This window comes from Psychrobacter sp. CX21, assembly GCF_057396255.1.
In genome coordinates, this window is the sequence record NZ_JBXYJG010000024.1 from 1 (window position 1) to 23,278 (window position 23,278).

General features: G+C 40.3%; 18 protein-coding genes and 1 pseudogene. 11 read left to right on the forward strand and 8 right to left on the reverse strand.

What is annotated here, in order from left to right; genetic code table 11:
- The first annotated feature begins 71 nt into the window (after positions 1 to 71).
- From AC2SLP_RS10990 to AC2SLP_RS11000, 3 genes are all read left to right on the forward strand, one after another.
- Positions 72 to 1,147, forward strand: a protein-coding gene (locus AC2SLP_RS10990; protein ID WP_486535053.1) for an IS3 family transposase whose coding sequence is annotated in 2 segments (ribosomal slippage) — positions 72 to 318 and positions 318 to 1,147 — 1,077 coding nt in all. Because the reading frame shifts where the segments join, the coding sequence is not laid out codon by codon here.
- 18 nt (positions 1,148 to 1,165) lie between these two features.
- Positions 1,166 to 1,618 carry a hypothetical protein gene (locus AC2SLP_RS10995; RefSeq protein ID WP_486536707.1) on the forward strand — a complete coding sequence of 151 codons (453 nt, stop codon included), beginning with the start codon at positions 1,166 to 1,168 and terminating at the stop codon, positions 1,616 to 1,618.
- 848 nt (positions 1,619 to 2,466) lie between these two features.
- On the forward strand, positions 2,467 to 2,880 hold the full coding sequence (locus tag AC2SLP_RS11000; protein WP_486536708.1) for a hypothetical protein: 414 nt from the start codon (positions 2,467 to 2,469) through the stop codon (positions 2,878 to 2,880).
- Between the two features lie 282 nt (positions 2,881 to 3,162).
- Here the strand turns inward: AC2SLP_RS11000 and AC2SLP_RS11005 are convergent, their stop codons facing one another.
- A complete protein-coding gene (locus AC2SLP_RS11005) occupies positions 3,163 to 5,247 on the reverse strand; it encodes a carboxypeptidase-like regulatory domain-containing protein (RefSeq protein WP_486536709.1) in 2,085 nt (694 codons plus the stop codon).
- Positions 5,248 to 5,629: 382 nt separating this feature from the next.
- Here AC2SLP_RS11005 and AC2SLP_RS11010 point away from each other — a divergent pair, with 382 nt between their 5' ends.
- The 3 genes and pseudogenes from AC2SLP_RS11010 to AC2SLP_RS11020 all read left to right on the forward strand — a co-directional run bounded on the left by AC2SLP_RS11010 (position 5,630) and on the right by AC2SLP_RS11020 (position 8,203).
- Positions 5,630 to 5,845 carry a hypothetical protein gene (locus AC2SLP_RS11010; protein ID WP_486536710.1) on the forward strand — a complete coding sequence of 72 codons (216 nt, stop codon included), beginning with the start codon at positions 5,630 to 5,632 and terminating at the stop codon, positions 5,843 to 5,845.
- Between the two features lie 30 nt (positions 5,846 to 5,875).
- A pseudogene (locus AC2SLP_RS11015) lies at positions 5,876 to 5,983 on the forward strand (hypothetical protein); the annotation flags it as partial.
- Between the two features lie 756 nt (positions 5,984 to 6,739).
- The gene (locus AC2SLP_RS11020) at positions 6,740 to 8,203 is read left to right on the forward strand and encodes a peptide MFS transporter (protein ID WP_486536711.1); all 1,464 of its coding nucleotides are present in this window, start codon (positions 6,740 to 6,742) and stop codon (positions 8,201 to 8,203) included.
- A 95-nt stretch (positions 8,204 to 8,298) separates the two neighbouring features.
- Here the strand turns inward: AC2SLP_RS11020 and AC2SLP_RS11025 are convergent, their stop codons facing one another.
- Positions 8,299 to 9,129, reverse strand: a complete 831-nt coding sequence (locus tag AC2SLP_RS11025; RefSeq protein WP_486536712.1) for a hypothetical protein — start codon at positions 9,127 to 9,129, stop codon at positions 8,299 to 8,301.
- Positions 9,130 to 9,356: 227 nt separating this feature from the next.
- Here AC2SLP_RS11025 and AC2SLP_RS11030 point away from each other — a divergent pair, with 227 nt between their 5' ends.
- Positions 9,357 to 10,388, forward strand: coding sequence for an ornithine cyclodeaminase family protein (locus AC2SLP_RS11030; protein ID WP_486536713.1), 1,032 nt, complete (start codon positions 9,357 to 9,359; stop codon positions 10,386 to 10,388).
- Positions 10,389 to 10,433: 45 nt separating this feature from the next.
- Entirely contained in the window at positions 10,434 to 10,913 is a 480-nt protein-coding gene (locus AC2SLP_RS11035; RefSeq protein ID WP_486536714.1) for a YbaN family protein, read from the forward strand.
- Between the two features lie 177 nt (positions 10,914 to 11,090).
- Here AC2SLP_RS11035 and AC2SLP_RS11040 read toward each other — a convergent pair whose 3' ends face one another.
- Complete coding sequence (locus tag AC2SLP_RS11040; protein WP_486536715.1) at positions 11,091 to 11,549, reverse strand: universal stress protein; 459 nt, start codon at positions 11,547 to 11,549, stop codon at positions 11,091 to 11,093.
- A 436-nt stretch (positions 11,550 to 11,985) separates the two neighbouring features.
- On the opposite strand from AC2SLP_RS11040, the gene AC2SLP_RS11045 reads away from it, so the two are divergent.
- Positions 11,986 to 12,195 (forward strand): cold-shock protein, encoded by a 210-nt coding sequence (locus AC2SLP_RS11045; protein ID WP_486536716.1) that lies wholly within the window; start codon positions 11,986 to 11,988, stop codon positions 12,193 to 12,195.
- A gap of 203 nt (positions 12,196 to 12,398) precedes the next feature.
- A complete protein-coding gene (locus AC2SLP_RS11050) occupies positions 12,399 to 13,460 on the forward strand; it encodes a UPF0104 family protein (protein WP_486536717.1) in 1,062 nt (353 codons plus the stop codon).
- Between the two features lie 65 nt (positions 13,461 to 13,525).
- Here AC2SLP_RS11050 and ccmE read toward each other — a convergent pair whose 3' ends face one another.
- The 5 genes from ccmE to ccmA all read right to left on the reverse strand — a co-directional run bounded on the left by ccmE (position 13,526) and on the right by ccmA (position 17,632).
- A complete protein-coding gene (gene ccmE / locus AC2SLP_RS11055; protein WP_486536718.1) occupies positions 13,526 to 14,050 on the reverse strand; it encodes a cytochrome c maturation protein CcmE in 525 nt (174 codons plus the stop codon).
- Positions 14,051 to 14,590: 540 nt separating this feature from the next.
- The gene (gene ccmD, locus AC2SLP_RS11060; RefSeq protein ID WP_486536719.1) at positions 14,591 to 14,794 is read right to left on the reverse strand and encodes a heme exporter protein CcmD; all 204 of its coding nucleotides are present in this window, start codon (positions 14,792 to 14,794) and stop codon (positions 14,591 to 14,593) included.
- A 188-nt stretch (positions 14,795 to 14,982) separates the two neighbouring features.
- Positions 14,983 to 15,768, reverse strand: a complete 786-nt coding sequence (ccmC, locus tag AC2SLP_RS11065) for a heme ABC transporter permease CcmC (RefSeq protein WP_486536720.1) — start codon at positions 15,766 to 15,768, stop codon at positions 14,983 to 14,985.
- A 353-nt stretch (positions 15,769 to 16,121) separates the two neighbouring features.
- Positions 16,122 to 16,850: a heme exporter protein CcmB gene (locus tag AC2SLP_RS11070; protein ID WP_486536721.1), complete on the reverse strand. Its 729-nt coding sequence runs from the start codon at positions 16,848 to 16,850 to the stop codon at positions 16,122 to 16,124.
- Positions 16,850 to 17,632, reverse strand: a complete 783-nt coding sequence (gene ccmA, locus AC2SLP_RS11075) for a heme ABC exporter ATP-binding protein CcmA (RefSeq protein WP_486536722.1) — start codon at positions 17,630 to 17,632, stop codon at positions 16,850 to 16,852. The genes AC2SLP_RS11070 and ccmA overlap by 1 nt, the downstream gene beginning before the upstream one ends.
- Positions 17,633 to 18,491: 859 nt before the next feature.
- Between ccmA and AC2SLP_RS11080 the strand changes: the two genes are divergently transcribed.
- Positions 18,492 to 23,278, forward strand: a 4,787-nt coding sequence (locus tag AC2SLP_RS11080) for an ESPR-type extended signal peptide-containing protein (protein ID WP_486536723.1), incomplete at its 3' end; no start/stop codon positions are given.

Genomic DNA, 23,278 nt, shown 5'->3' on the forward strand with positions numbered 1-23,278 from the left:
TGTAACTATCCCCTAAAATAACACAGCTCAAACGTAGAATTTCTTATAAAATACCCATAAGGAGTTTTAACATGAGCAAACGAATGACTGAAACCCAAATAGTATCAATCTTAAAAGAAGCAGAAGCTGGAATACCTGCCAAAGAGCTGTGCCGTAAATACGGTATTGCTAGTTCAACCTACTACAAGTGGAAGTCTAAATACGGAGGTATGGAAGCCTCTGACGTCAAGCGACTAAAAGAACTAGAAGAAGAAAACCGTAGGCTTAAACAGATGTATGCTGATTTAAGCCTCAAATCACAAATGCAGGAAGAAATCATAAAAAAGCTATAGCGCCTGTCCATGAACGTAAAGTCTGGGCACAAGAACTGCAGGCGCAGTATGGTGTTAGTATTGTGGTTAGCTGTCAGGTGGTCTGCATGAGTCGAACTGCTTATTACTACAAGCCTAAACTATCTGATGACAGTGAGATTATTGATGTCTTAAATGAGCTTACTGACAAGCATAATCGCTGGGGTTTTCCAAAGTGCTTTAAGCGTATGCGAGCACTTGGCTATTCATGGAATCACAAGCGCGTACATCGTGTTTACAAAGCGTTAAACTTAAACCTACGCCGTAAGACTAAAAGGCGACTGCCAGCACGCAATCCTCAGCCGCTAAGTGTGCCAAGTGCATTAGGGCATACTTGGTCTATGGACTTTATGAGCAATAAGCTACATAACAATATTCGCTTTCGAACCTTTAATGTGATTGATGATTATAACCGTGAAGTATTAGGCATTGATATTGGTACCAGCATCCCCTCACTTCGAGTGATTCGCTACCTTGATCAGCTAGCCGAGTGGCATGGTTACCCTAAGCAAATTCGTGTGGATAATGGTAGTGAGTTTACCTCACACGTATTCACTGATTGGGCATCGGCTCACGGTATTTACATTGACTATATCGAACCTGGTTGTCCTTATCAGAATGCTTATATTGAACGGTTTAATCGCAGTTATCGCAATGAGGTTTTAGATTGTTACCTTTTCAACAATTTAAACGAGGTCAATCAACTGACTGAAGATTGGATTGAGGTTTATAACACCCAAAGACCCCATGATTCACTTGATGATATGACACCTGCCCAGTACAGACAGGTGGCTTAACGATTCTACGATGATGTTGTGTTAAAGATGGGGTATTTACAAAAGGAATACGGTTTAAACTTGCAGTCTTATGACCCATTATATTTAGAAAAGTGGAGGGCTAGTTCCAATATTCTTAAAACTGGTAAAAATCCAATTAATGACTATATAAGTTACTCTTTTGAAGGAAGTGAAGATTATGTAACTTTTCTATCCCTTTCTATAAGGGTTAATTCAGATGAATACGATATAGGAAGTCTCAAGTTATTCATAGAAATAGTAGGAACACTTTTGAATAAGTCCACACAAACTAATTTAAATGATGAAATGGAAAGTTGTATTATTACCTTTAATTCTGATGTTTTTGAAGTGAATGAATTGTTTGATATTATAATAAATTATAAAAAACATACTCAGGGTGAGGGTTTTAAATATACCTTTGATATAAAACATAAATCACATAAAAGCTATACCCTTAATGACTTCAACTAGAAGAAGTGTTTCAAATATTAATTTAGTGAACTAAAAGAACCTAATAGTTTTTATATTGGCAATAATCGCAGATACTCGTATAATAAACATACAACTCATCCTTAGCATCTAACATTAAGTTTTTAGTTTGCCTAGGGCGAAAAAACCGTTACAGTGTTACGATGTAGCGGTTTTTTTATGTCTACTACTTGAGTCATTATGGCTAATCAAGCTATGCCGTAGGAGCGGTTTAGCCCCTGAGCACCGTCAATAAATTGCACTGCAATTTTAGGTGCGCAAGAGAAATTCTTTTAAATAAGAATTTCTAAGCGGTTCCATTGGCGGGTCATTGGCATACAGCGCCTTGGATAGAGGTGGTCGCTCGAATGTTGGAACGTCGCTAGGCTTAGGCGCTGTGCGCCACGCCCTTCCAACTACAAGCAAAAAGCGAGAACAGCTACCCTGTATTGAAAATTGTATTGCTAAATCAATTTATCTTGCGTTTTTCATTCTGTAACGGATAAACCATTTGCGCCACAAAACCTTCGGGTACTTTGGTATTTGATGTCGTCCCATATTTTTTGGGTAGGTGAGCGGGCAGATGAGCGGTTTTGAATATCACATCATAAATGGGTAGAAAGGCAGAAAAGTTTTTATCCCACGCTTCTTTTTCTGAAGATTGGAATGATTTACACTATGTTGATACGATTAAATCACAATTTATTCCTAGTATCTATTATTTCTAAATCAAAGTGAAATATTTAGTTTACTTAGGGCAGAGAACCGTTATAGCCTAGAACTGTAGCGTTCCTTTATTTATGCTATTTCTGCTATAGTGAAGCTTGCCGTCACTATAAAAGAGAAACGCCATGCCCATCATCAAACGAGCAACTAAACTTCTTACTGTATGTCTAATCACAGCAAGTTTAACGGCTTGCGTAACCACACTCAATCAACCAAAACCACCAACAACTAATGACACCTTAACCGATGCCGAGCTTATCAAAATAGCGAAGTGGGATGAGCGTCAGCCTGTAGAATATATCCCTAAGCAAGTGATTGGCGTGCATAACGGTGTCACGGTAATCGAAGAGATGCAATGTTCAGACGTGTGCCCAGAAAACACGTCGCAAGTGGTCTATTATGACGTACCAGCAGGGGCAACGTGCGAAAGCATTGGCGGGGTAACAAAGTCTATCCTTGTGCCGATTGCCATTACCGTTATGGCAAAAGAATACTGTTTTCCAGCCGTTATTGCCGATTATTGGGAAAGTTATCCTTAATTGCTTAATGGAAAGCTTTATAAAACTTTGTCTAACCTATAATCGCAGTCATATAAATAAGGTTCAAGGTAATCGAGTGTAAGTAGCAAGTAGTACGGGGGTAGGCTTAACGAGATTAGTGTCGTAACTCTTTAACAGTTCGCAGACTATACAATAGATAGAGCTAATAAAAATCAAAACGATAAAAAATCGCCCATATTACTATGAGCGATATTTAAAGTATTTTATATCAATGAACTGTAGACCAGTGTTCATGTCTTATAAAAGAGTGCCACATTCAATTTATAAGTTCGGAAATGCACTGCTTAATGCCTCAACAATTTGTTTTTTAGCGGCCTCATTGTAGAAGGCACATTGTTGGTTATCAGGAGTAGCAATACTATCTTGGGCTAACTTATAAAAACCTACATAAGTTTTATTATTAATATTTGCATAAGCAAAATTATCGTCATCATCATCTAATGGGTCTTTTGGCGCGTTATTTGCTGCCCATTTATACCCTGCCCAGACACCTGTGATAGGATTACTTAAACTATCAACCATACCTTGAAAGTCTCTTGAATTACCGTTAGCATCAACTAGAGGGTAGTTGAGTTGTATATAATCTGTATTTACAGCAAATTCAGAAATCGCTACCTTACAGTTGGCATCAGCTGTAAAGACGCTCAAGTTATCAGGTAAGCCGTTTAAAGCATAAATCACACTAGTAGGAGTAAATTCATCTGTTGCCAACACGTCGCCTATTCTTTGATTGCTCAAAGCACGCTCACGAAACTCTCCACCAGCAGTTAGACCATTGTCAAAGCTTTGCAAAAAGCGATTGTTTATCAGTGTAACATTAGGAGTTTCTGTAGTAATGCTTTTAGTATCAGATGCTTTGATAACATATTGAATACTTAGACCGTTTTGAGTTAACGTGTAAGTTGTTAGCTCATAAATACCTTGTGAATTAAGTACCTCTGGTGGTAGTAAATCTTTACCATAAAGAGAAATGGCCTTAAATAGCCAAGTATTATCTGAAATAGTGTAAGTCATTAGCTCAACATCTTCTAAACGTGTGTCAGTACTGTCCGTATCAAAATCAAAGCTATAGCCTATTAGTCCATTGCTGTTTGATGGCGTACTTGGTATTTGGATCGGCGTCAGGGGTAACACCTCAAAGATAGGCTCTACAACAACGGGTTCATCTTTAGTTATGTCGTCATCCATGAACGTTACCTCAATACAATCACCATTGTTAACTTGATAAACAGCGTCTTTATCTTGTGCAGGCACGGTCACTTCAATCGAGGTCGCTTTAGCATAGAGTGATGTTGATAGCGTCAAAGGTGTATTAATAGGCACAAGGGCACTGAATTTTCCATCTATATCAGCTTCACCCATATTATTAAAACCACGTCCACTTACCGATCCTATCCACTTTTCAGTTGGTGGCTTGCCTGTCTTTATATCGATGACACACCCCTCAATCTTAGCTGAGCTGTCAGCTAAAGGAATGTCTAGGTTCCAAAGCGTAAAATGACTCACTTGACCAATATAAGTACCATCGGCTTGACGCAATGCGGTGCCATCTTTAACCCAAATGAGTGCCTCTTCATCGTAATACCAAAGCGGAATACTGGGCAGGTTCTGAGCAGTCGTGGCTTCTGGGAAGTTAAGCGATGCGGTAGTGCCTTCCTTTAAATCAAGCGCGTTACCCATACTGTCTGTCAGTTTAACATCAATCACGCCTACAGTAACGATTGGTGTTTCATTCTCACCACTTTGATCGACCCCTGCATAAGGCTGAGCAAAGGCATTGGCTCCTTCAATCGAATCAGGATTGTAGTAGTTAGCGTTTAGGTTAACCGTACCGTTATAGTCGCTGCCATCCGCATTAACAATGCTATTGGCGGGTATAACGACAGAGGCGCCTGCCTTAATAGGCTGAGTTACGCCTGTGCTTGATTCAAACAATGTTGCGACCTGATCTGCCATTAACGTCACATCTAGCGTATAGTTTCCTGCGCTATTTAAAGGTATTTGGCGTGCCGTTGTTAAGTAGCCCGTTTTTTTAACCAATAAGACTGCGTCATCATCCTCTAAGCGGTCATCTATTGTTAAGGCATACTTACCTTCATTGTTAGTGAAAACGGTTTGGTCTGCAAGTTGTAAACTCACACCCTTTAAAGCCGTACCATTGTTATCAGTGACAACGCCATTTAATTGAATATCATCACTTGTAGTAGGCACTGTGGGGGTGGGGACTGAGTTATCTACAGGTGGCGTGTGTGTGACAGATGAACTGCTATTGTCATCTCCACCACAACCTGTAAGACCAAGCGAAGCAATGAGCATAGCAGATGTTAATAGGTGCAATTTATTCATAATTAATGTCTTTTCGATTTAGGATATGATGATAGGCGTGACTATCAATTACCAATAATAGCAGATTATTGACAATTAATAACCTCATAAATAGACATTATAATTATTCTAAAAGATAAGCCTGTCTATTAAATATTACGGGTAATAATAACTATAAAATTGCCATAATAAGGCTACTTTAAAAAAGTTTGAATCGTTTAACTTTTACATATAAATTCCTAAAGGCAGTTGAAAATTACCCTACAATAGTGGAGTAGGGTATCACCTTGGAGCCCTTAAGAACGTATTAAATTATATTGATATAAGGGGCTCCATCATTAAAACATAATTTTCACTTAATCCACTTACGCTTACGATAAATGCCATTATTATTGCCAGTTCAATGGGTTTAACTGCTTGCAATGAAGATGGTAATAATGAGGACGTAGTAGTTGATACCAATCCTGAACCCGTTGAAAAAGAGCTTGGAAGTTATTCTTTGGTAAAAGCCAAGAGCGACTATGACTTTGTAAATTATTATTCAGCGGCACTGAATAAATTACCTAACCCATTAGCGCCACAACCAGAGGCCGACCAAAGTTTCAACGATGCATTATAAGGTAGTAGCGATAAGCTATCTTCGACTAATCTTACTGAAGCAGGCGTAGATGAAGTTGATTATGTGAAGCAAAACACCGTCTACATATTTAACTCGAAGCAGGGTCGAAATTATGAAGATAACGATACTGCCAAATAACACGCCTCGTAAAATATTTGCATCGTATAAGGGTCTAAAATCTGGCGTGGTGAGCAGATTAGGGAATAAAAAACACAGCGCAGTAAGCGTGGTAAGGATACCCAAAGACAGGGCAACAAATGCGGAGACTTGTCCTAATCCTTTTTTTATTTCACGGTCTTCTAAATGTTTGCGCAGTAATTTGCTCATAGGTTCAATCTGTTAATACAATTTGAGTTCAATTTAGCATTGTTTAGCAAAAATTATCAAATTAATTGCTGAACATTGTTTGATAAATGATGCATGATTGACACTGTATTGATGTGATTAAATCAAAACGAGATGTTTGGTTTGCTGAGGGCAGAGAACCGCTACAGGTTACGTCGTAGCGGTTTTTTAATATATAAATCATCAATAAAGAGACAGTATATCGAGTTATGCCTATATCTAGCACAACTTATCTAGCACAACTTATAAAGGTACAAGCTATGAAATTTTTAAAACTAACGTTTGCATTAATCGTAACCAGCTCACTTTTATTAACCGCTTGTACCGTAACTGGTCTGGTAGGCGCAACCACTGGCTTTTAACGCTAAAATCAATCCACACACCCCTGACGGTTGCAAAACTGAAACCAAAAAAAATATATTGGCTAAAATCTTAGGTTAGACTAGGCAGCGAAAAATCCATCACTAACCTAATAAAGCTAATGATAGTAGGCGCATAAGAGTAAATAATAACTCGCCCTATCTGTTGTAATTCAAGTCGAGGTGCACCGTGTTTAATAAAAGAAACCTGACCATGATGTTCTGTCAGATGGCATTTGGTCTGTCATTCTATGGCGTGATGATTGTGCTCACGCCTTTCTTTTTGGATCGGCTACAGTATAGTGAAGCGGACACGCTGCTCGTTATTGGTGCTTTCGGTGCCGTAGGGACGTTGTTTTCTATCGCGGGCGGGGTTATAGGCGACAGGCTTTTAGGGGCGTATCGTTCGCTGACCATAGGCTATGCAGCTTTTACTTTGGGTTATGTACTGCTTATGCTTAGCGCAGTAGATATCAATGTGTCGTTGAGTCTTATGGGGATTGCCTTAGTAAGTTATGGTCGCGGTTTGATGTCGCCTAATTATCCAACCTTGTTTCAGACTACCTTTGGCTCTCAAGAAGACTTTGAAAAGGTTTATCCCATTAACTACTCGGTAAATAACGTCGGTGCCTTCTTAGGTCAGTATGTGTTTCCGTTTTTGACGCTCATTATCGCTTATAAAGGCAATTTTATGCTGGCGGCGATTATGTGTGGATTGGGCGTGTTGTCCTTATTGATTATGCGTAAACCTTTTGTGGCAGGCGCAGATGAAATTGACCGAACCAAAGTGCCAGTGCAAAACTGGTTAAAGTTCGCAGGAATAAGCGCGTTAATGATTGCGGTTGTGTTCTATATGTTTACCGATATGAATACCGGTCAATATATTGTCTATGCGATTAGTGCTGCAGCCATTGCTTATTTTATTTATTTGATGCTCAAGGCGCCTCACTCAACCAAGCTGCGAATGGGCACTATTTTAATCATGATATTTTTGACCATCGCTTTCTTTGTTTATTATGGTCAAATGATGACTTCAATGAATATCGTGGCGATTAATACCATGCGCGGGGATATCTTTGGCTTTATTCCGATTCAGCCTGAGGGGTCGTTGGTCATGAACCCATTATGGTGTGCAGTAGTGGGTCCGATGATTGCCTTTATTACCAATCGCTTAGAGAAACGTGACATATTTCTTAGTACGCCAACCAAAGTTGGTATTGCGTTTATAGCGACAACCACCGCTTTTGCTATATTTACGGTATCAATCTTGAATATTGGTACCGATGTGGCGCTGCGTCCTGAAGTGTTCTTAATAGTTCATTTCTTCCAAGCATTCGCTGAAGTGATTGTGGGGAGCCTAGTAGTGGCTTATATACTTTCTGTAGCACCAAAAAAGATTTCCAGCTTCTCAGTCAGCTTATTTATGGTGGCTATGGCAGTAAGCGGTATCATCGGTGCGGTATTCTCTACCAATATTGCTTTGGAAAAAGGACAGGAGTTAACCCAAGCCCTAGCGGTAGAAAGCTATGGTGGATTTTTTATGCTGCTCACAGTGTTTGCTGCAGGTATTACGGTAGTGGCCTTTATCGCTTCTTTTATTATCAAAAAAATGCTCAAAGCGGCAGATGAGTGGGATGAAAAGCACCCTAATTGATAAGCTGCTTTAAGACATAACTCTTCAATTCAAGCTTAAAAAAACACCCCGTTACAGGGGTGTTAATGTGCCTTAAAAACTATGGCCTAAGATGTTTACTGCGCATAAAAGGGATCTAACATCTCTTTAGTGGGGATGGTGCTGTCTATCTTTTTGAACACATCAGATTCGATACGGCCAAGTTTTGACCATTCTACTCGGTTGGTCTTTAAGTCTATCAAGTAGATGGAATAATAACTGCCAGGTGGACGGTTTATAAGCGCGCCTGCAATAGGAGAGGTGGATGCGGCTGTCATTCGCAAACCAAAGGACTGTTTGTTGGCGGTGGCTAAAATAACAAATACTTTGTCGGACTGCTGAGCTTGACGAATCTTTTGAATACTTGCTGCATCCAATCCAAGTGGCCATTGGTATAAAGTAGCTGGATTTTCTTTACTAACTTTATCAGACTCTTTTAATGCTTTATAAAGATCGATATAGGCTTGATTGGTTTCAGCGTCGTTCGTATTACTGGTGCTTAGAATAGGGTAGGTAGAGTTTAGAATCTCATCAGCGTCTTCATCCATGAGGATGTCCATGCTTGTTAACTCTTGCTCTGACATGGCGCCGCAAATCAATGGACTTTCAGTATTAACAATATTGACCCCTTTTTCGCTTAATCTTTCTTCTAGGGTTTTAGCTATTGCAACAGAAAGTGCTTCAGAGCTTTGATATCTTATATCATCTTTACCAAGTTCAATCCATAGAACACAGCCATCACTTAAAATACTGACAGGCTGAGTTTGTAACGATTGTTTGGTAACATCATAAGCGGAGCGCGCTTCTGGGCTAAGGCTTTTTGTTGCACAGCCACTTACCGTCGCTATAGCGGCTAGTGCTAAGGGTAAGATTAAGAACTTAGGGCGGGTGTTAGGCATCATCAACATTCACTATCCTTTTAATTAATAAAAATATTAACCCCCTGAAGATAATAGGGTCTTTAGGGTGATAACAGACCAATTATGCCTCTGTCGAACTTTAAGCTCAAGATTTTTTGAATATAACCTTTAATATAACTTTCAATATAACCTTTAATATAACTTTGAATATAGTTTTAAATAGAATATTGGCACTACGTCAGCTAAAACAATATAAATTTCATTAAGGATCTGTTATGCAAATACTAGATATGGAGACTGTCCAGCAGCAACTTACTATGCCCATGGCGCTTGAAGCGATTGAAAAAATAGTAACCATTCAAAATGAAAACCCTAGCTGGGTTAAAACCCCCGAGCGTCTGATTATCCCTACGCATGAAAACAACAAACAAAACACAGCAGGAACACATTTGTCCATGCCCTTGGTGGTTTTTGATGGCGAGCACGAATATGCCGTGGTTAAATTGGTTACTATTTGTCCAGATAATCCTAAGCGTGATTTACCTACCACTGTGGCGACTATTACGGTTTCGGATACAGCCACTGGCGATACGTTGGCATTTATGGATGGTATCTATGTCACACAAGTGCGCACGGCGGCTTTATCAGGGGTCGCTACCAAATATATGGCAAAGCTTGATAGCAAAATTATCGCTGTAGTAGGCACGGGCGGCATGGCTTATGAGCAACTCAATGCCGTATTGACAGTATGTCTTCATATTGAAGAGGTCACCTTATGGAATCGAACCACTGATACAGCGCATAAGTTTAAAGAAAAGTTTACGCAAGATTATCCAGATTGGGACGTCAAGATAACAGTTTGTGAGTCCATGGAGACTGCCATAGAAGACGCTGATATTATAAATCTTGCGACACGGGCTGATACGGGATTGTTTGAAGTAGACCAAATCAAGGCCAATGTCCATATTAATGCCGTGGGCGCCTATCAGCCGAGTATGAAAGAGGTTAGCGATTCGATAATTGATAAAGCAGCTTACGTAGTCATTGATGACTTAGAAGGCGGTAAACGCGAAGCTGGTGATCTCATACAAGCGCATGATAATGAGGATTGTCAGTGGCAATGGCGTAAGCTAAGTGGACAGTTGAAGGATTTAGTCTCAGGCCGCTTAACAGTTGATAGTAAAGCGCAGGACAAGGGAATAACATTGTTCAAGTCAGTAGGCGCTGCATGCTTTGATGCTGCTGTAGCATTAAAAATAGCGCAAGCGGCTAAGCAGGATAATATTGGGGTAACAGCAGCGTTGTAATTTTAGTTTATCCAACTTGAGAATATGAATGAGTTAGATGTAGATATGACAAAACCGAATACCTCAGAGTCGAACAATTCAGAGTCAAACATGTCAGAGTCAAACATGTTAGACAAAAATCAGCATCGTCATACCGGCAATATCAATCAGTCCAAGTACGCACATATGCGCTGGATCTATTTGATATTAGGATGGGTGTTCTTTGTGTTAGGGGTAATTGGTGCGGTGCTACCAGTGATGCCAACGGCACCTTTTGTGCTGTTAGCAGCGGCGTGTTGGGCTCGCGGTTCGGAGCGGTTTTATTTATGGTTAATTAATCATGAGCATATGGGTAAGTACGTTAGGGATTGGGAAGAGCGCCGAGCCGTGCCAAAGCGAGGCAAATTGCTGGCAAGTGTCATGATGACCATATCAGGTACCATGCTTTTTTTCACAGTACCTGATGAGCAAATATGGGTTGCGTGGACGGTCGCTTTGATTTGTTTTAGCGTCGGTGTGTATCTCTGGCGCTTGCCTAATGCATAGCTTAAAAACGCAGGTTAGTTTTAATGCTTTTTACCTTTTTATTACCTACTTTACTTATTAGTTCTCTACTTTTACTTTTAATTTTTCTAGAGGCTGTTTTCTTTAGGTTGTTTTCTTTAGGTTGTTTTCTATAAGTTACCTTTTATAAGTTACCTTTTATAAGTTACTTTCTATAAGCTATTTAGGTGGCTTATCTAATTTCACCACCAGCACATCACAAGGCACGTTCGGCAAAATGCAGTCCGCCGTAGCGCCGTTAATCCAAGCTGAGATACCGTGGCGTTCGTGACGTCCGATAATGACTAGATCCACGTCATTTTTATGGCTGTAATTAATAATGCCTTCGCTATTGGAGATTGCGGTAGCAACTTGCTGAGACTCACAGTCTAGGCCATTACGCTGCATAAATACGCCAAGCTCTTGCCGCGCATCTTTACAACGCTCGTCGTCAATCTCATCATATAAGCTAGCTGCGGGAACCATCTCATAGCCAAAGCCTACGACCGTATCTTTGATGATGTGGAGTACCGAAAGCTTGGCGTTTTCTTGACGAGAATGAATATATTTTGCTTTTTGCGCAACTATATCAGCGTCTGACCTTAGATCGGTGACCAACAATATATGACGATAACTCATTAAAATACCTTTAAATGTTCAGTTGTTTGATAGGGTTAATGTGTAGGCTACATGACACACAAAGCAATCAGGTAAACCTTTACTTATACAGGCGACTTATAAATTATATAAGCGGCATAAATTTACTACAGCAAATAATCCTTAAGCAGATCGACTAAATGTTACCTTATCTCATATTAGCATAGTCTTATTTTAAAGATAATGCAGAGTTATAGATTATTTGAGTGTTCAACACACCCAAATCTTATTTTTATTTTAAAATAGTGCTTGCTTTATCATTGTAAGCCACCTATACTACGCTCCTGCTTAAGAGAAGCCCGCAGCAAATCATTACCTCGTAGTATTAGCATTAATCCTCCGTTTTAAGATTTACCGTAGTTGCTCAAAGCGTTACCCGACCAAATCGGTCATTATTTTTTAAAATAGGATGATTCATATGTCAGATACTATCAAAGGTACAGTAAAGTGGTTTAACGAAGCTAAAGGTTTTGGCTTTATCGCTCCAGAAACTGGTCCAGACGTTTTCGCTCATTACAGCGAAATCCAAAGCTCAGGTTTCAAAACCTTAGCGGAAGGCCAAGAAGTTGAGTTCACCGTAACTCAAGGCGCTAAAGGCCCACAAGCCCACGGTATCACTGCTGTTTAATCAGCAAAGACAGCTTAAAGTGATTGCAAATGATTGAATCACTTTAACTCAGTCAAAAAAAACGAGCCTAGGGCTCGTTTTTTTGTTTTTATATATGAATACTTGGTATAAATGCACACACATACCGACTAGGCTGTTATCATATAACGTTATCAAATCTTCACACTCACTCTATATCCCATCGTGTTTAGCAAAGTATCAGTATGCCCAAAGATCTAAAAACAGTCTTAAACCCAAAGACAATTGCACTTCGTAGTGTGGTTTTTCTATTGACGTTGGCTATTTTTGTGTTGGCGATCAAAGTGCTATACGGACTCACTCAATCTATAAAGTTTTCAGACGTATTGATGGCTATTGAACAGATTCCAACCATCAACATCATAGGTGCAGTCCTTGTGGTGGCTTTTGGCTATTTAATTCTAACTTTGTATGATGCGATTGCTTTTAAGCAAATGAAGATTGAATTGCCCTTTCGCAAGATCGCACTAACCTCGTTTACCGCTTATGCCATCGGCCATACCATAGGGTTAGCCATATTGTCAGCGACAGGTGTGCGCTATCGAATGTATAGGGTGAATAAAATCCGTCCTGAAAATATCGCAAATGTGGTGTGGTTGGTGTCTATGGCATTTACCTTTGGTATCACCACTTTAGTAGCGCTTTCTTTGGCCATCAATCCGCAAGCAACCGTTACCATGATGGCTCAGCTTGATCTACAGTTGGCTGAGGTTTCGGCAGGAATACCTAGTTTTTTACATAGTGTCGGTGTCATTCGTGGAATAGGACTGAGCTTACTGGCGCTGGTGATCGTGATTGTTGTTTGGTCTGGCTCAAACGGGCGGCATTTAGAATTCGGTAGATGGCGTTTTGATCTGCCGCCTGCCTCGATTTTGGTAAAACAAATTGTTATTTCAATTATAGATTTAGCCAGTGTTGCTTTTGTGCTGTATTTACTATTACCGCACGGGGTAGAGGGTGCAAGCTACTTTGCGGTATTTTCAGCGTTTGTTCAGTCAATGATCTTAGCTATCCTAAGTCACGTACCAGGCGGGCTTGGAGTATTTGAATTAACGATGATTGCCTCATTACCCCAAGTTGATAAAGTGTATATGGTGGCTGTATTATTGGTATTTCGGCTGCTGTACTATATCTTGCCGTTTTTATTGGCAGTGCTCTTTTTTATCATGCATGAAATCTGGTTACGCTGGTTTCGCACTGAGACTGACAGCAGCGAGCCTATCAAAGATATTAATCTTAAAAAGTAGCTACATAAGAATATAATTCGCAGTTTCTTCAAAGCTACTCTTTAAAGTCTAGATAATAGTAAAAATTATTGTTGCAATGTTTGCGTACTGTGATTGCCATCTTCAGTTTGAGCAATAGGAACAGCAGGACTAAACTGCTCTGAATCAGGCGACACGCCTTTTTGTGCATGTTCTTCTTTTAGTGATGCAGCCACTTCAGGCGGCATATAGTTTTCATCATGTTTGGCCAATACTTCACTGGCGACAAATACCTCACCTTGCATCTTACCGGTGGCAACGACACCAGAGTTTTCCGCGAATAGGTCAGGCAAAATACCTTGATAGCTGACAGGAACAGACTCGTTAAAGTCCGTAATGGCAAATTGCACTTTTAGATCATCATTAGGGTCACGTTGTACACTGTCTTTTACCACCATACCCCCTGCACGGATACGTTTGTCCTGAGGGGCTTCACCAGCTGCAATAGCAGTAGGGTCGAAGTAGTAATCAGTTTGCTGACCAATAGCATAAATGACTAAAACGACAGCGACAATAGCACCTGCTAACGTTGCGGCAACCCAAATTAGTTTTTTTCGACGGACAGCATTCATAGTCTTGCCTATATCTCTTTATCAAAATTTTATTAAAAGTGGTTAAGTCATGATGTGGCTATAAGGTCAAACACAACTGGCCAAACATTTAAATCACTCTGTGTTTACATAGCGCTTTGTTTAGGTAGAAGTTTGTTCAGTTAGTTATTTAATTAGATGGCTATATAATATATAGATTGAGCCATGTGATTGAATATCAATAGATTATAGTTAAAGAACTACTAAACGGTTACAGCGTTAACCTCGCTAAGCCTACATGAGTAGTACTTGAACTCGGTTGCCTTGTAACCATTTAGACTTCTTTGATTATAAATAATAACTACCGCGTCTTTTTAAAAAGCCGTCTATTCAAAAGGCGAATTAAACGTCTACCTAATTTCAATTTTTCAAAATTCAGTGTGTCCGAAATATCAGTGTCAAATCCTAGTATTCAAAATGTCGGTGTTTCAAAATTCCAGTATTACTGTGAGGTAGTGCTCAGTATATATTGTGATATTAATCGGCTGATCTTTTAGACTCGGATAGTCATCTGCGCCTAATCTATTTACGCTTAATGGCTTTTGAGCGCTGTTGTTGACGAGCATGTTGTGTTTTGAGTTCCTTTAGAAGACGGCGGCGCTGAGTTAAGCTAAATAAAATAAAACCAAGCACTGCAAATATGGTTACACCCCATGTGCTCCAAACGTAGACCCCATGTTCGCCCATGGCTAAAAACTCTTGAAAGCTGTAAAAATAGGGCTGCATGTTTTCACTCCTCTTTGCTGGTTGGCTAGGTTCTGAGTAGATAGTCTAATAATTTCGTTGTAGCGCCATTTAGATATCTAAGCTAACTTCATAAATTCATGACTAATTTTAACTGCTAATTGAAGCCGTTAGTTTGAGCGACAGTTTATAAAGCTACTAATCATAAAAACTGTAATTCATAACAGCTACTAGCTTGAGCTGCGAACATATTCTTTTACCCACGCTTTGTTTTGATCACGACGTAAAATAAGCGTGTTGGTTCGATAAATGGCCAATGCTGCAATTAAAAAGTATGTGCCCAGAATCATCAGCAATAGAGGCGCTAACATATCTATGGACATTTTTGGGGCTTCGGTAATGGTTAAGGTAGTGCCTTGATGTAGTGTATTCCACCAGTTAACCGAGTATTTAATAATAGGTAAGTTTACGGCACCGACTACCGATAATATGGCAGCAGCTTTACCTCTATTTGGAGTATGTTCAAACGCGGCAAATAATGCCATCACGCCTGCATATAAGAAAGCTAAAATTAGCATAGAGGTGAGCCGTGCGTCCCACACCCAAAAAGTCCCCCAAGTAGGTTTCGCCCATATTGAACCAGTAAGCAAACTTATAATACAAAGAATAAATCCAATAGGTGCAATAGCTTGAGCAACTAAGTTGGCGGTTTTTATTCGCCAAACCAAAAATACAACGCCCAGTACCGCTAAGGCAAAATAAATAGATAAGGCGATGCTAGCAGCAGGCACGTGGATAAATATAATTCGGTAGCTATTGCCTTGTAGGTAATCGGGCGGGGCAAATGCCAGTCCCCAGATACTACCAACAATAAGCATAATGGCCGCAATAATAGCCAACCATTTTACCCAAGGGGAAAATATCCGAAAAAACTCACGCGTGCCGACAGTGGTCAAAAACCCTTGCCATAGGCGGGAGAAAAATCCAGAATTTGAACTTGATTTAGCATTTGGCATAATGGAACGACCTTGTAAGCCACAATATTTGCAAAAACAGTGCTGGTTTACTTAAGCACTCAGATCAATAACTCAGATCAATAAGAAATTAGTTTATTTAGGTACAGTCAGCGATCTACTAAACAATTACGGTGTTAATCTTGCTATTCTGACAAACGTGGTATTTGCTCTCGGTTGCCTTGTAAACATTTAAGACTTCTTTGATTAAAGCATACCGCTATAGGGAATTAATAAGTGACTTTACGTTTCATTTAGCCAGCTATCTATAAGTTGGCTATATAAAATAATAAGACACGATTATTGAATAGCTGGTGTATAGGACTATGCTATTACTATTATAGCAAATATTTGACTTAATTTAGCCATGCCATTTTAAGGGTCATGGCAATCGCCCAAGGCATAATGAGCACCGACATAATACTACCAGCAGCCAGTAACGCTAAAATAGGAAGCCCGTTTAGACCCGTTGCATACAAATCAACAGCGCCTGTTGAAAATATAAGTACTGGCAGCTGCATTGGTAAGGCGATAAGCGGTACTAAAACCGCGCCGTTTTTAAGTGATAAGGTTAAGCTGCTGGCAATTGCAGATAGCATTAATAACATGGGGCTACCCACTAATATAGAGACCAATAAGGCACCGGCCTCACCCCATGTCAGCCCAAATAAGGGTACAGCAAGTAAGCTCAATAAAGCCACCAGTCCACTACTAAAGATCCAGTGAATCGTAAGACGAATAAGTACCCACAGAGGTATCGACGTTCGGGAGACCACAAGCTGTGCCAAGATGCCATTATCCATCGCGGGTTTAAATAACCCATCGACACCCATGACTAAAGATAATAGTGCTGCTATCCATACCGCAGGCACGCCCAGTCGCTGCAATAACTGTGGCTCACTACCTGCAGCTAATGGAAATAAAGTAATGATAACCAAAAATAAAACCAAAGGATATAGCCATTGCACTGCCCCTTGCTGCTTAACTTGCCATTCACGGCGCCACAGCTGACCCCCACTTATCCCCAAAGGGGCGGTAGCGATGAAGTCAGAACTAGGATTAGAAGTGTCTGTATTTGGAGTCATTAATTTATCCCTTCATCAGTGGACTGATAAAGATCTGATATCTCATCCTTAAGCGCTGCATCCTGCGAACAATCAGATAGATAACCATTTAAATAATCATTTAGATAATTAGGTAGATAATCGGATAAATTTAATGATTTATTAGCAACTGCAACGGGCTGGTGACTGGTCATTAATACCGCACCGCCATTATTTACGTACTGCTGTAGTCTTTGTTGCAGCCTGGCGACCATACCTACATCAAGCGCCGTAAATGGCTCGTCTAGTAACCATAAAGGAGTGTGTTCTGAATTCATTAAATACAGTCGAGCCAAAGTAACGCGCCGAGTTTGACCCGCTGAGAGCTGATTACTACCCATATGTTCAAAACCCGTCAAATCTACCCAGTCTAGTGCACGCTCGATATCTTCAGAAGATGGGTCAACCCCATATATATTTAATAAAAAAGTAAGGTTCTGCTCAACAGTCAAGCTAGGATGAATACCCAGCTGGTGGGAGACATATAAAGGGGCAATAGGAAGGGTGGGCTGCTCTAAATAAAACACCTCTCCCTCAAGAAGCGGCAATAAGCCTGCAAGCTGCATCAATAGGGTGGTTTTACCAGTACCATTTGCGCCGATTAGATGACAAATTTCACCAGACTGTAATATTAAATCAACCTCTTCACACAACGGAAAATCACCACGCTGAATGGTTACTTTGTTTAGTTCTAAGACAGTGAGATTGGATGCGGTTAGCTTAGAGGGTATTAATTCAGATGGTTTGAAGCTAGTAGTTAACATATTGGCTCTAATCTAAATATATCCATTATTTAAAATGGTATAAGGCGGTTATTAAGAGTCGGGCGGTTATAAACATATGATGACGTTATGGCATAGTATATCAAACCTTTATAGATTACGTTCGTATTCCATAGATATCGCCTATTTGAATTTAGCTAATGGCATCATTTCAAAAAAATAAAAGATAAATTTAAAGTATATAAGCTGTGAAGTATGGGTAAATAATCAAATTTTAAATCTAAACAATTATTATAGAGTAGCTTTTAAAAATGTAACAATTATAGTAAGAAAAATATTGACTATAAGCATTTATTACTCTTTAATCATGGTATGTAATCAAATTTATCTTTTTAAAATAACCCTCATAGAACCGTTTAATATTTAATTTTCAAACAGTTATCGAGATTATTATGTTATCAAAGTCTAATAATATAATTAAATAGATTTTGAATTTTAAGAGTATTACTAAATAAGCTCTATATTTTCGATGTATTTTTTGATGTAACACATAGCATAATTTTGGACCATTAAAGATCTTTTTAGGAGTGATTTAAATATGTTGAATATATTTATACATACTTATAATAGTTTTATCCTAAAGAATATAACTCATAGAACCAATAATATTATGCCCTTTCTTTTAGCCTCTCCTCAAATACGATTAGCCAGTGTGCGCATAGATGCTGATCGTTGTCTAATTAATACAACATTTAATCCTTTATTCGTATAGCACCCTAAACTCAAAAAAGAGTTTAGGGTTTTTTTTGCGTGGCATTCTATTGACTTAACTGGTTTTAATTAATAAGTCAAAGTCAATGTCATGATGCTGTACCAAATTATCAATACTTAAGAGAACCTTATGAACCATATCTATAAAGTAATATTTAATAAAGCCACTGGCACCTTTAACGCGGTTGCAGAATACGCAAAAGGACAAGGTAAAAAAAGTAATCGCTCAGTAGGCAAAAAAAATATCGGTAGTAGCGGTAGCACTGAAGGTAGCTCCGTATTAACTCTAAAAGCCATAGTGGCTGCTATGTTACTTGTTGGAAGTGGTCAGGTTATGGCTGCAGATTTAGTTGATGCTGACGGTGCTGGTACTCGTCTTTTAGGTGTCATCGTCAATGATAGTCTTACAGCTAGTGAAGATGATGACATTAACTTTGTTGGCAGTAATGGGGTGGCTGTTAACTATGAAAATAGAACCTTTAATTTTTCGGTAGATCCAACTACTCTACCAAGTCCAGATACCTATTTTCATGTCAATGATGGCACTAATGATGGTACTGGTAATGCAACAACAAATGAGGGCAAGGTAGATGAAGCGGCTGGCGCTACTGGAGATGATGCCTTAGCGGCAGGTGTAAATGCCCAAGCCACTGGTGATAATAGTATCGCAATTGGGAAGAACGCTAAAGTTTCATTAACTACGAATGGAGTAAGTCAAGCCCCAAATTCAGTGGTTATTGGTACAAACGCTATAACAAACGATTATCAAAATATTGTTATCGGTGGTCAAGCTAAGGCTATCAGTGCGGATAATGTACCACTTAATAAAAGGGTGTATGAAACTATTGCAATTGGCAGAAGAGCACAGTCTCTAGGTCATGGTAGTGTTGTCATTGGTAGGGATGCAATTGCTCAGAGTTCGGCTAGCCTAGCTATTGGTAATCAAACGCATACCAGTGGTTCTAGTCCTGAACAGGTTGCCATCGGTTCTGAAATTTATGTTAATGGTCAGCAAAGTATCGGCATTGGTAATGATATGATTGTCAATGGTGATTTTGCCATTGCCATCGGTACTCAACGCAACAAAAATCGTATAGATAGAGAAGTTAGTTCTGATGGTGATTTTTCGGTATCTATCGGGGGTGGAGAAAATGCATCTAGACAAGTTGCAGAGTCTGATGGTGACTCGTCTATTGCCATTGGTAGTAATTCTAAAACCGCAAAAGGGTCAACCAATTCTATCGCTTTAGGTTATGACGCTAATGTTGAAGCTGCTGGGATAAATTCAACTGCACTAGGCACTGGTACTACTGCAAGCGTTAAAGATAGCGTTGCGCTAGGCTCAAAGGCTGTAGCCAATAGAGATGTGCCTACTGTGAGCGGATATGATGCCATTACGGGTACTAATTCTACAGAGACCTCATCAACATGGCGAGCAACCACGAGTGCTGTGTCAGTAGGTGATGGAACAACAGTCACTCGACAAATCACTAGCGTTGCAGCAGGATCTAAAAATACCGATGCGGTTAACGTCGCTCAACTTAAATCTGCCCAAACTCATTTTTATAGCGTAAACAGTAGCAGTAATAAAGATAATTATAATAATGATGGTGCAACGGGTGATGATGCTATAGCAGCGGGCGCAGATGCGCAAGCTTCAGGCAATGATTCAGTCGCAATGGGTTTTAAATCCAGTTCTAGTGGTGCTAAAAGTGTCGCTATAGGTGAAAGCGCCAATTCTATTGGAGATAATTCAACAGCTATCGGTACCGATACTGTTGCAAGTACAAAATATGCAACAGCAATAGGCCGTTCTGCAAATGCAAGAGGCTCAGGCTCTACTGCTATAGGTGGTGGTACAGGTGAAGGTGCTTCCAGTAAGGCTGCTGTAGCTGATGGTACAACGTCAGTTGCTATTGGTGGCGGACGCAATACAGCTAATCCAGGTGCCAGAGCCTTAGGTAGTAGTGCAGTAGCAATTGGTAACTCATCACTAGCAGACGGGTCAAGTAGTACGGCTATAGGTAAGTCTGCTCAAGCCACTATAGCAGATGGCGTGGCGCTTGGGTCAAAGTCTGTTGCTGATAGAGTTGTGCCTACTGAGAGTGGTTATGATTCGCTTACAGGTACGGCGTCATTAGATGAGACTTCGACATGGAGAGCCACGACTGCTGCGGTATCTGTAGGTGATACGTCTGATTCTGATGAAGCCAATTGGGTAACCCGCCAAATTACAGGAGTTGCAGCAGGGTCTAAAGATACCGATGCGGTTAATGTCGCGCAGCTAAAAGCGGTAGATAAAGATACCTATTTTCATGTTAATGATGGTACAAATGATGGTACTGGTGATGCATCAACAAATGAGGGTAAGGTAAATGAAGCGGCTGGCGCTACAGGAAGTAGTTCATTGGCGGCAGGCATTAATGCAACTGCTCTAGGAAATGATAGTATCGCTGTAGGCACAAACACCTCTGTACAGAATAACGATTCTATTGTTGTCGGTAATAATGCTTCCTCTAACTTAGATTATATCTCGAACGGTGTTACGAACTCCCAAACTGGTGATATAGTTATTGGTGCAGATTCTGCAAGTTCTGTAACATATCTTTGGGATGCTCCCTCAGGTGCTGATAATCTAAACAGTCCTAATGTTGTTATAGGTAATTCGGCAACTACTAATAGTCCTGGTGGTGGCGCAGTAGTCATAGGGGACGAAGCGAAAAACGAGACATTTTCCGGTATCGCTATCGGTAACAATGCGAAAGTATCTGGCGAAGATGGACCCAATACTTTCAACGGCACTGGTGTCCAAGGTGGGGGGATTGCAATTGGTGCATATGCGGAGTCTTATTATACGGGTGAAACAAAACCGGATGGCTCAAATGCGACGCCAGTTGCAATTGGTGCGCAAGCTAGAGCAACAGCTGATGGTGCTGTCGCTTTTGGTGAAGGTTCTTCATCTACTGAAACGAGAGCGGTTGCTTTAGGGTCAAAAGCTGATGCGTCTGTGTACTATGGTGTTGCTTTAGGTGGGCAATCTGTTGCTAATAGAGAAGTTTTAGCTTCTGGTGCAGCGACTTCCAATACTGCTACTGCAGCAAGTGATACGGTTTATGCACTTGATGAAGCCACGCAAACCGATAAAGATGCGATATCTGCAACTGTTAAGGGTGCTTATGGTGCAGTATCAGTAGGTAATTCTGATAACTCACGTCAAATTACTAATTTGGCTGCAGGTTCAGAAGACAGCGATGCAGTCAACGTATCACAACTTAAGTCAGTAGCAAATTTAGCTAATTCACCGTTAACATTTACTGGCAACACCAATGCTGATACAGACGCTAATGGTTCGCAACAAAAGCTTGGCAGCACTTTTAATATTATAGGGTCCAATTCAGCTATTGCTTTGGCTAAAGATACCTCAAATACTGCAACTGAAGGTAATTATTCTGCTAAGAACGTGCAAACGGTTGTTACCGATGGTCAGGTACAAGTACAATTGGCAGATAATCCTGTCTTCACTACCGTCACGGCAACAGACAGTGTGACCATAGGGGACACTGCAGGCGACAACACCGTATTGACCAGCACCGCAGACGGTCTAGATGTTGGCGGCGATAAAATTACCAATGTCGCTGCAGGTGAAGTCAGTTCCTCTTCTACAGATGCCGTTAATGGTAGTCAGTTAAATGAACTGGCGAATACACCGCTAACATTCTCTGGTGACAGTGGCGCTGATTTTGGTCGACAACTTGGGGAAACTGTTAATGTTGAAGGTGGTATCACCGACCCAAATTTATTAACTGATGATAATATTGGTGTTGTATCTGACGAAACAACAAAGACACTAGAGATTAAACTCGCTAAAAGTTTAACAGGTTTATCGAATGCTACATTTGTAGATGCTACTGGAAATGAGACTCAAATTACTGGAGATGGTATTGCAATAACGCCGCAAGATACAAGTAAAGACAGGGTTAGATTGAATACTGACGGACTGGATAATGGTAACAATACCATTGTTAATGTTGCCGAAGGTGTGGCTGATACTGATGCCGTAAATGTTAGTCAGTTAGAAAGTGCTGTTACAGGTCTTAGCGAAGAAGTTGTTTCAAGTAATAAGTCTATTAATGTTGATGATAGTGGTACGACGGCAGATGGTGCGACTATCTTTGATGTGTCCGTTAACACGGATAATGATACATTAGTCACTGACCCTAATACTGGTGTTATCAGTGTGAATACTGGTGACGTTACTCAAAATACCAGTACAGGTTTAGCAGAAACACTTAATGCAGAAGCGATAGCCACTACTGGTGATTTGGTAGATGCCGTAAACAATTCTGGCTTTAATGCAATTGCTGGCAGTACAGGCACTGGTAGCACTACAGGGGTTGTGGCTTCAGAAAACATAAAGAACCAAGACACAGTGACGTTGCAAGCTGGCGACAATATGGTGCTCGATCAAAATGGTTCAGTATTTACTTATTCAGTGAGCGATACGCCTGTCTTTGAAACAGTCACTGCAACAGACTCTGTGATTATTGGAGATACTGCAGGTGATAGTACAGAACTATCTTCCACAGCAGATGGTCTTGATGTTGGCGGTGATAAAATCACTAAGGTTGCTGCGGGTACTAACCCGTATGATGCGGTCAATGTCAGTCAATTGACCGAGACCAACACCAATGTAGCCAAAGGCTTTAACGTTGGCGATGGTGATACCGACAACAACTACCAGCTTGGTGATACCGTTAATTTCACCGAAGCTGATGGCAATGTCATCACCACAACCACCGCTGACGGGGTTGAGTTTAGCCTAGCTAACAGCATAAACGTCGGCACAGTCAATCCAGTCACTATCAATGGCGATGATGGTACAGTAGGTGGACTCACCAACACCACCTATGACCCAGC

Coding starts and splice junctions, on each gene's coding strand:
- ccmD (WP_486536719.1), bottom strand. CDS start 14,794: ATGCAGCCCTATTTTTACAGCTTTCAAGAGTTTTTAGCCATGGGCGAA.
- AC2SLP_RS11005 (WP_486536709.1), bottom strand. CDS start 5,247: ATGAATAAATTGCACCTATTAACATCTGCTATGCTCATTGCTTCGCTT.
- ccmA (WP_486536722.1), bottom strand. CDS start 17,632: ATGTTAACTACTAGCTTCAAACCATCTGAATTAATACCCTCTAAGCTA.
- AC2SLP_RS11040 (WP_486536715.1), bottom strand. CDS start 11,549: ATGAGTTATCGTCATATATTGTTGGTCACCGATCTAAGGTCAGACGCT.
- ccmC (WP_486536720.1), bottom strand. CDS start 15,768: ATGCCAAATGCTAAATCAAGTTCAAATTCTGGATTTTTCTCCCGCCTA.
- AC2SLP_RS11045 (WP_486536716.1), top strand. CDS start 11,986: ATGTCAGATACTATCAAAGGTACAGTAAAGTGGTTTAACGAAGCTAAA.
- AC2SLP_RS11025 (WP_486536712.1), bottom strand. CDS start 9,129: ATGTTGATGATGCCTAACACCCGCCCTAAGTTCTTAATCTTACCCTTA.
- AC2SLP_RS11070 (WP_486536721.1), bottom strand. CDS start 16,850: ATGACTCCAAATACAGACACTTCTAATCCTAGTTCTGACTTCATCGCT.
- AC2SLP_RS11050 (WP_486536717.1), top strand. CDS start 12,399: ATGCCCAAAGATCTAAAAACAGTCTTAAACCCAAAGACAATTGCACTT.
- AC2SLP_RS11000 (WP_486536708.1), top strand. CDS start 2,467: ATGCCCATCATCAAACGAGCAACTAAACTTCTTACTGTATGTCTAATC.
- AC2SLP_RS11010 (WP_486536710.1), top strand. CDS start 5,630: ATGGGTTTAACTGCTTGCAATGAAGATGGTAATAATGAGGACGTAGTA.
- ccmE (WP_486536718.1), bottom strand. CDS start 14,050: ATGAATGCTGTCCGTCGAAAAAAACTAATTTGGGTTGCCGCAACGTTA.
- AC2SLP_RS11030 (WP_486536713.1), top strand. CDS start 9,357: ATGCAAATACTAGATATGGAGACTGTCCAGCAGCAACTTACTATGCCC.
- AC2SLP_RS11035 (WP_486536714.1), top strand. CDS start 10,434: ATGACAAAACCGAATACCTCAGAGTCGAACAATTCAGAGTCAAACATG.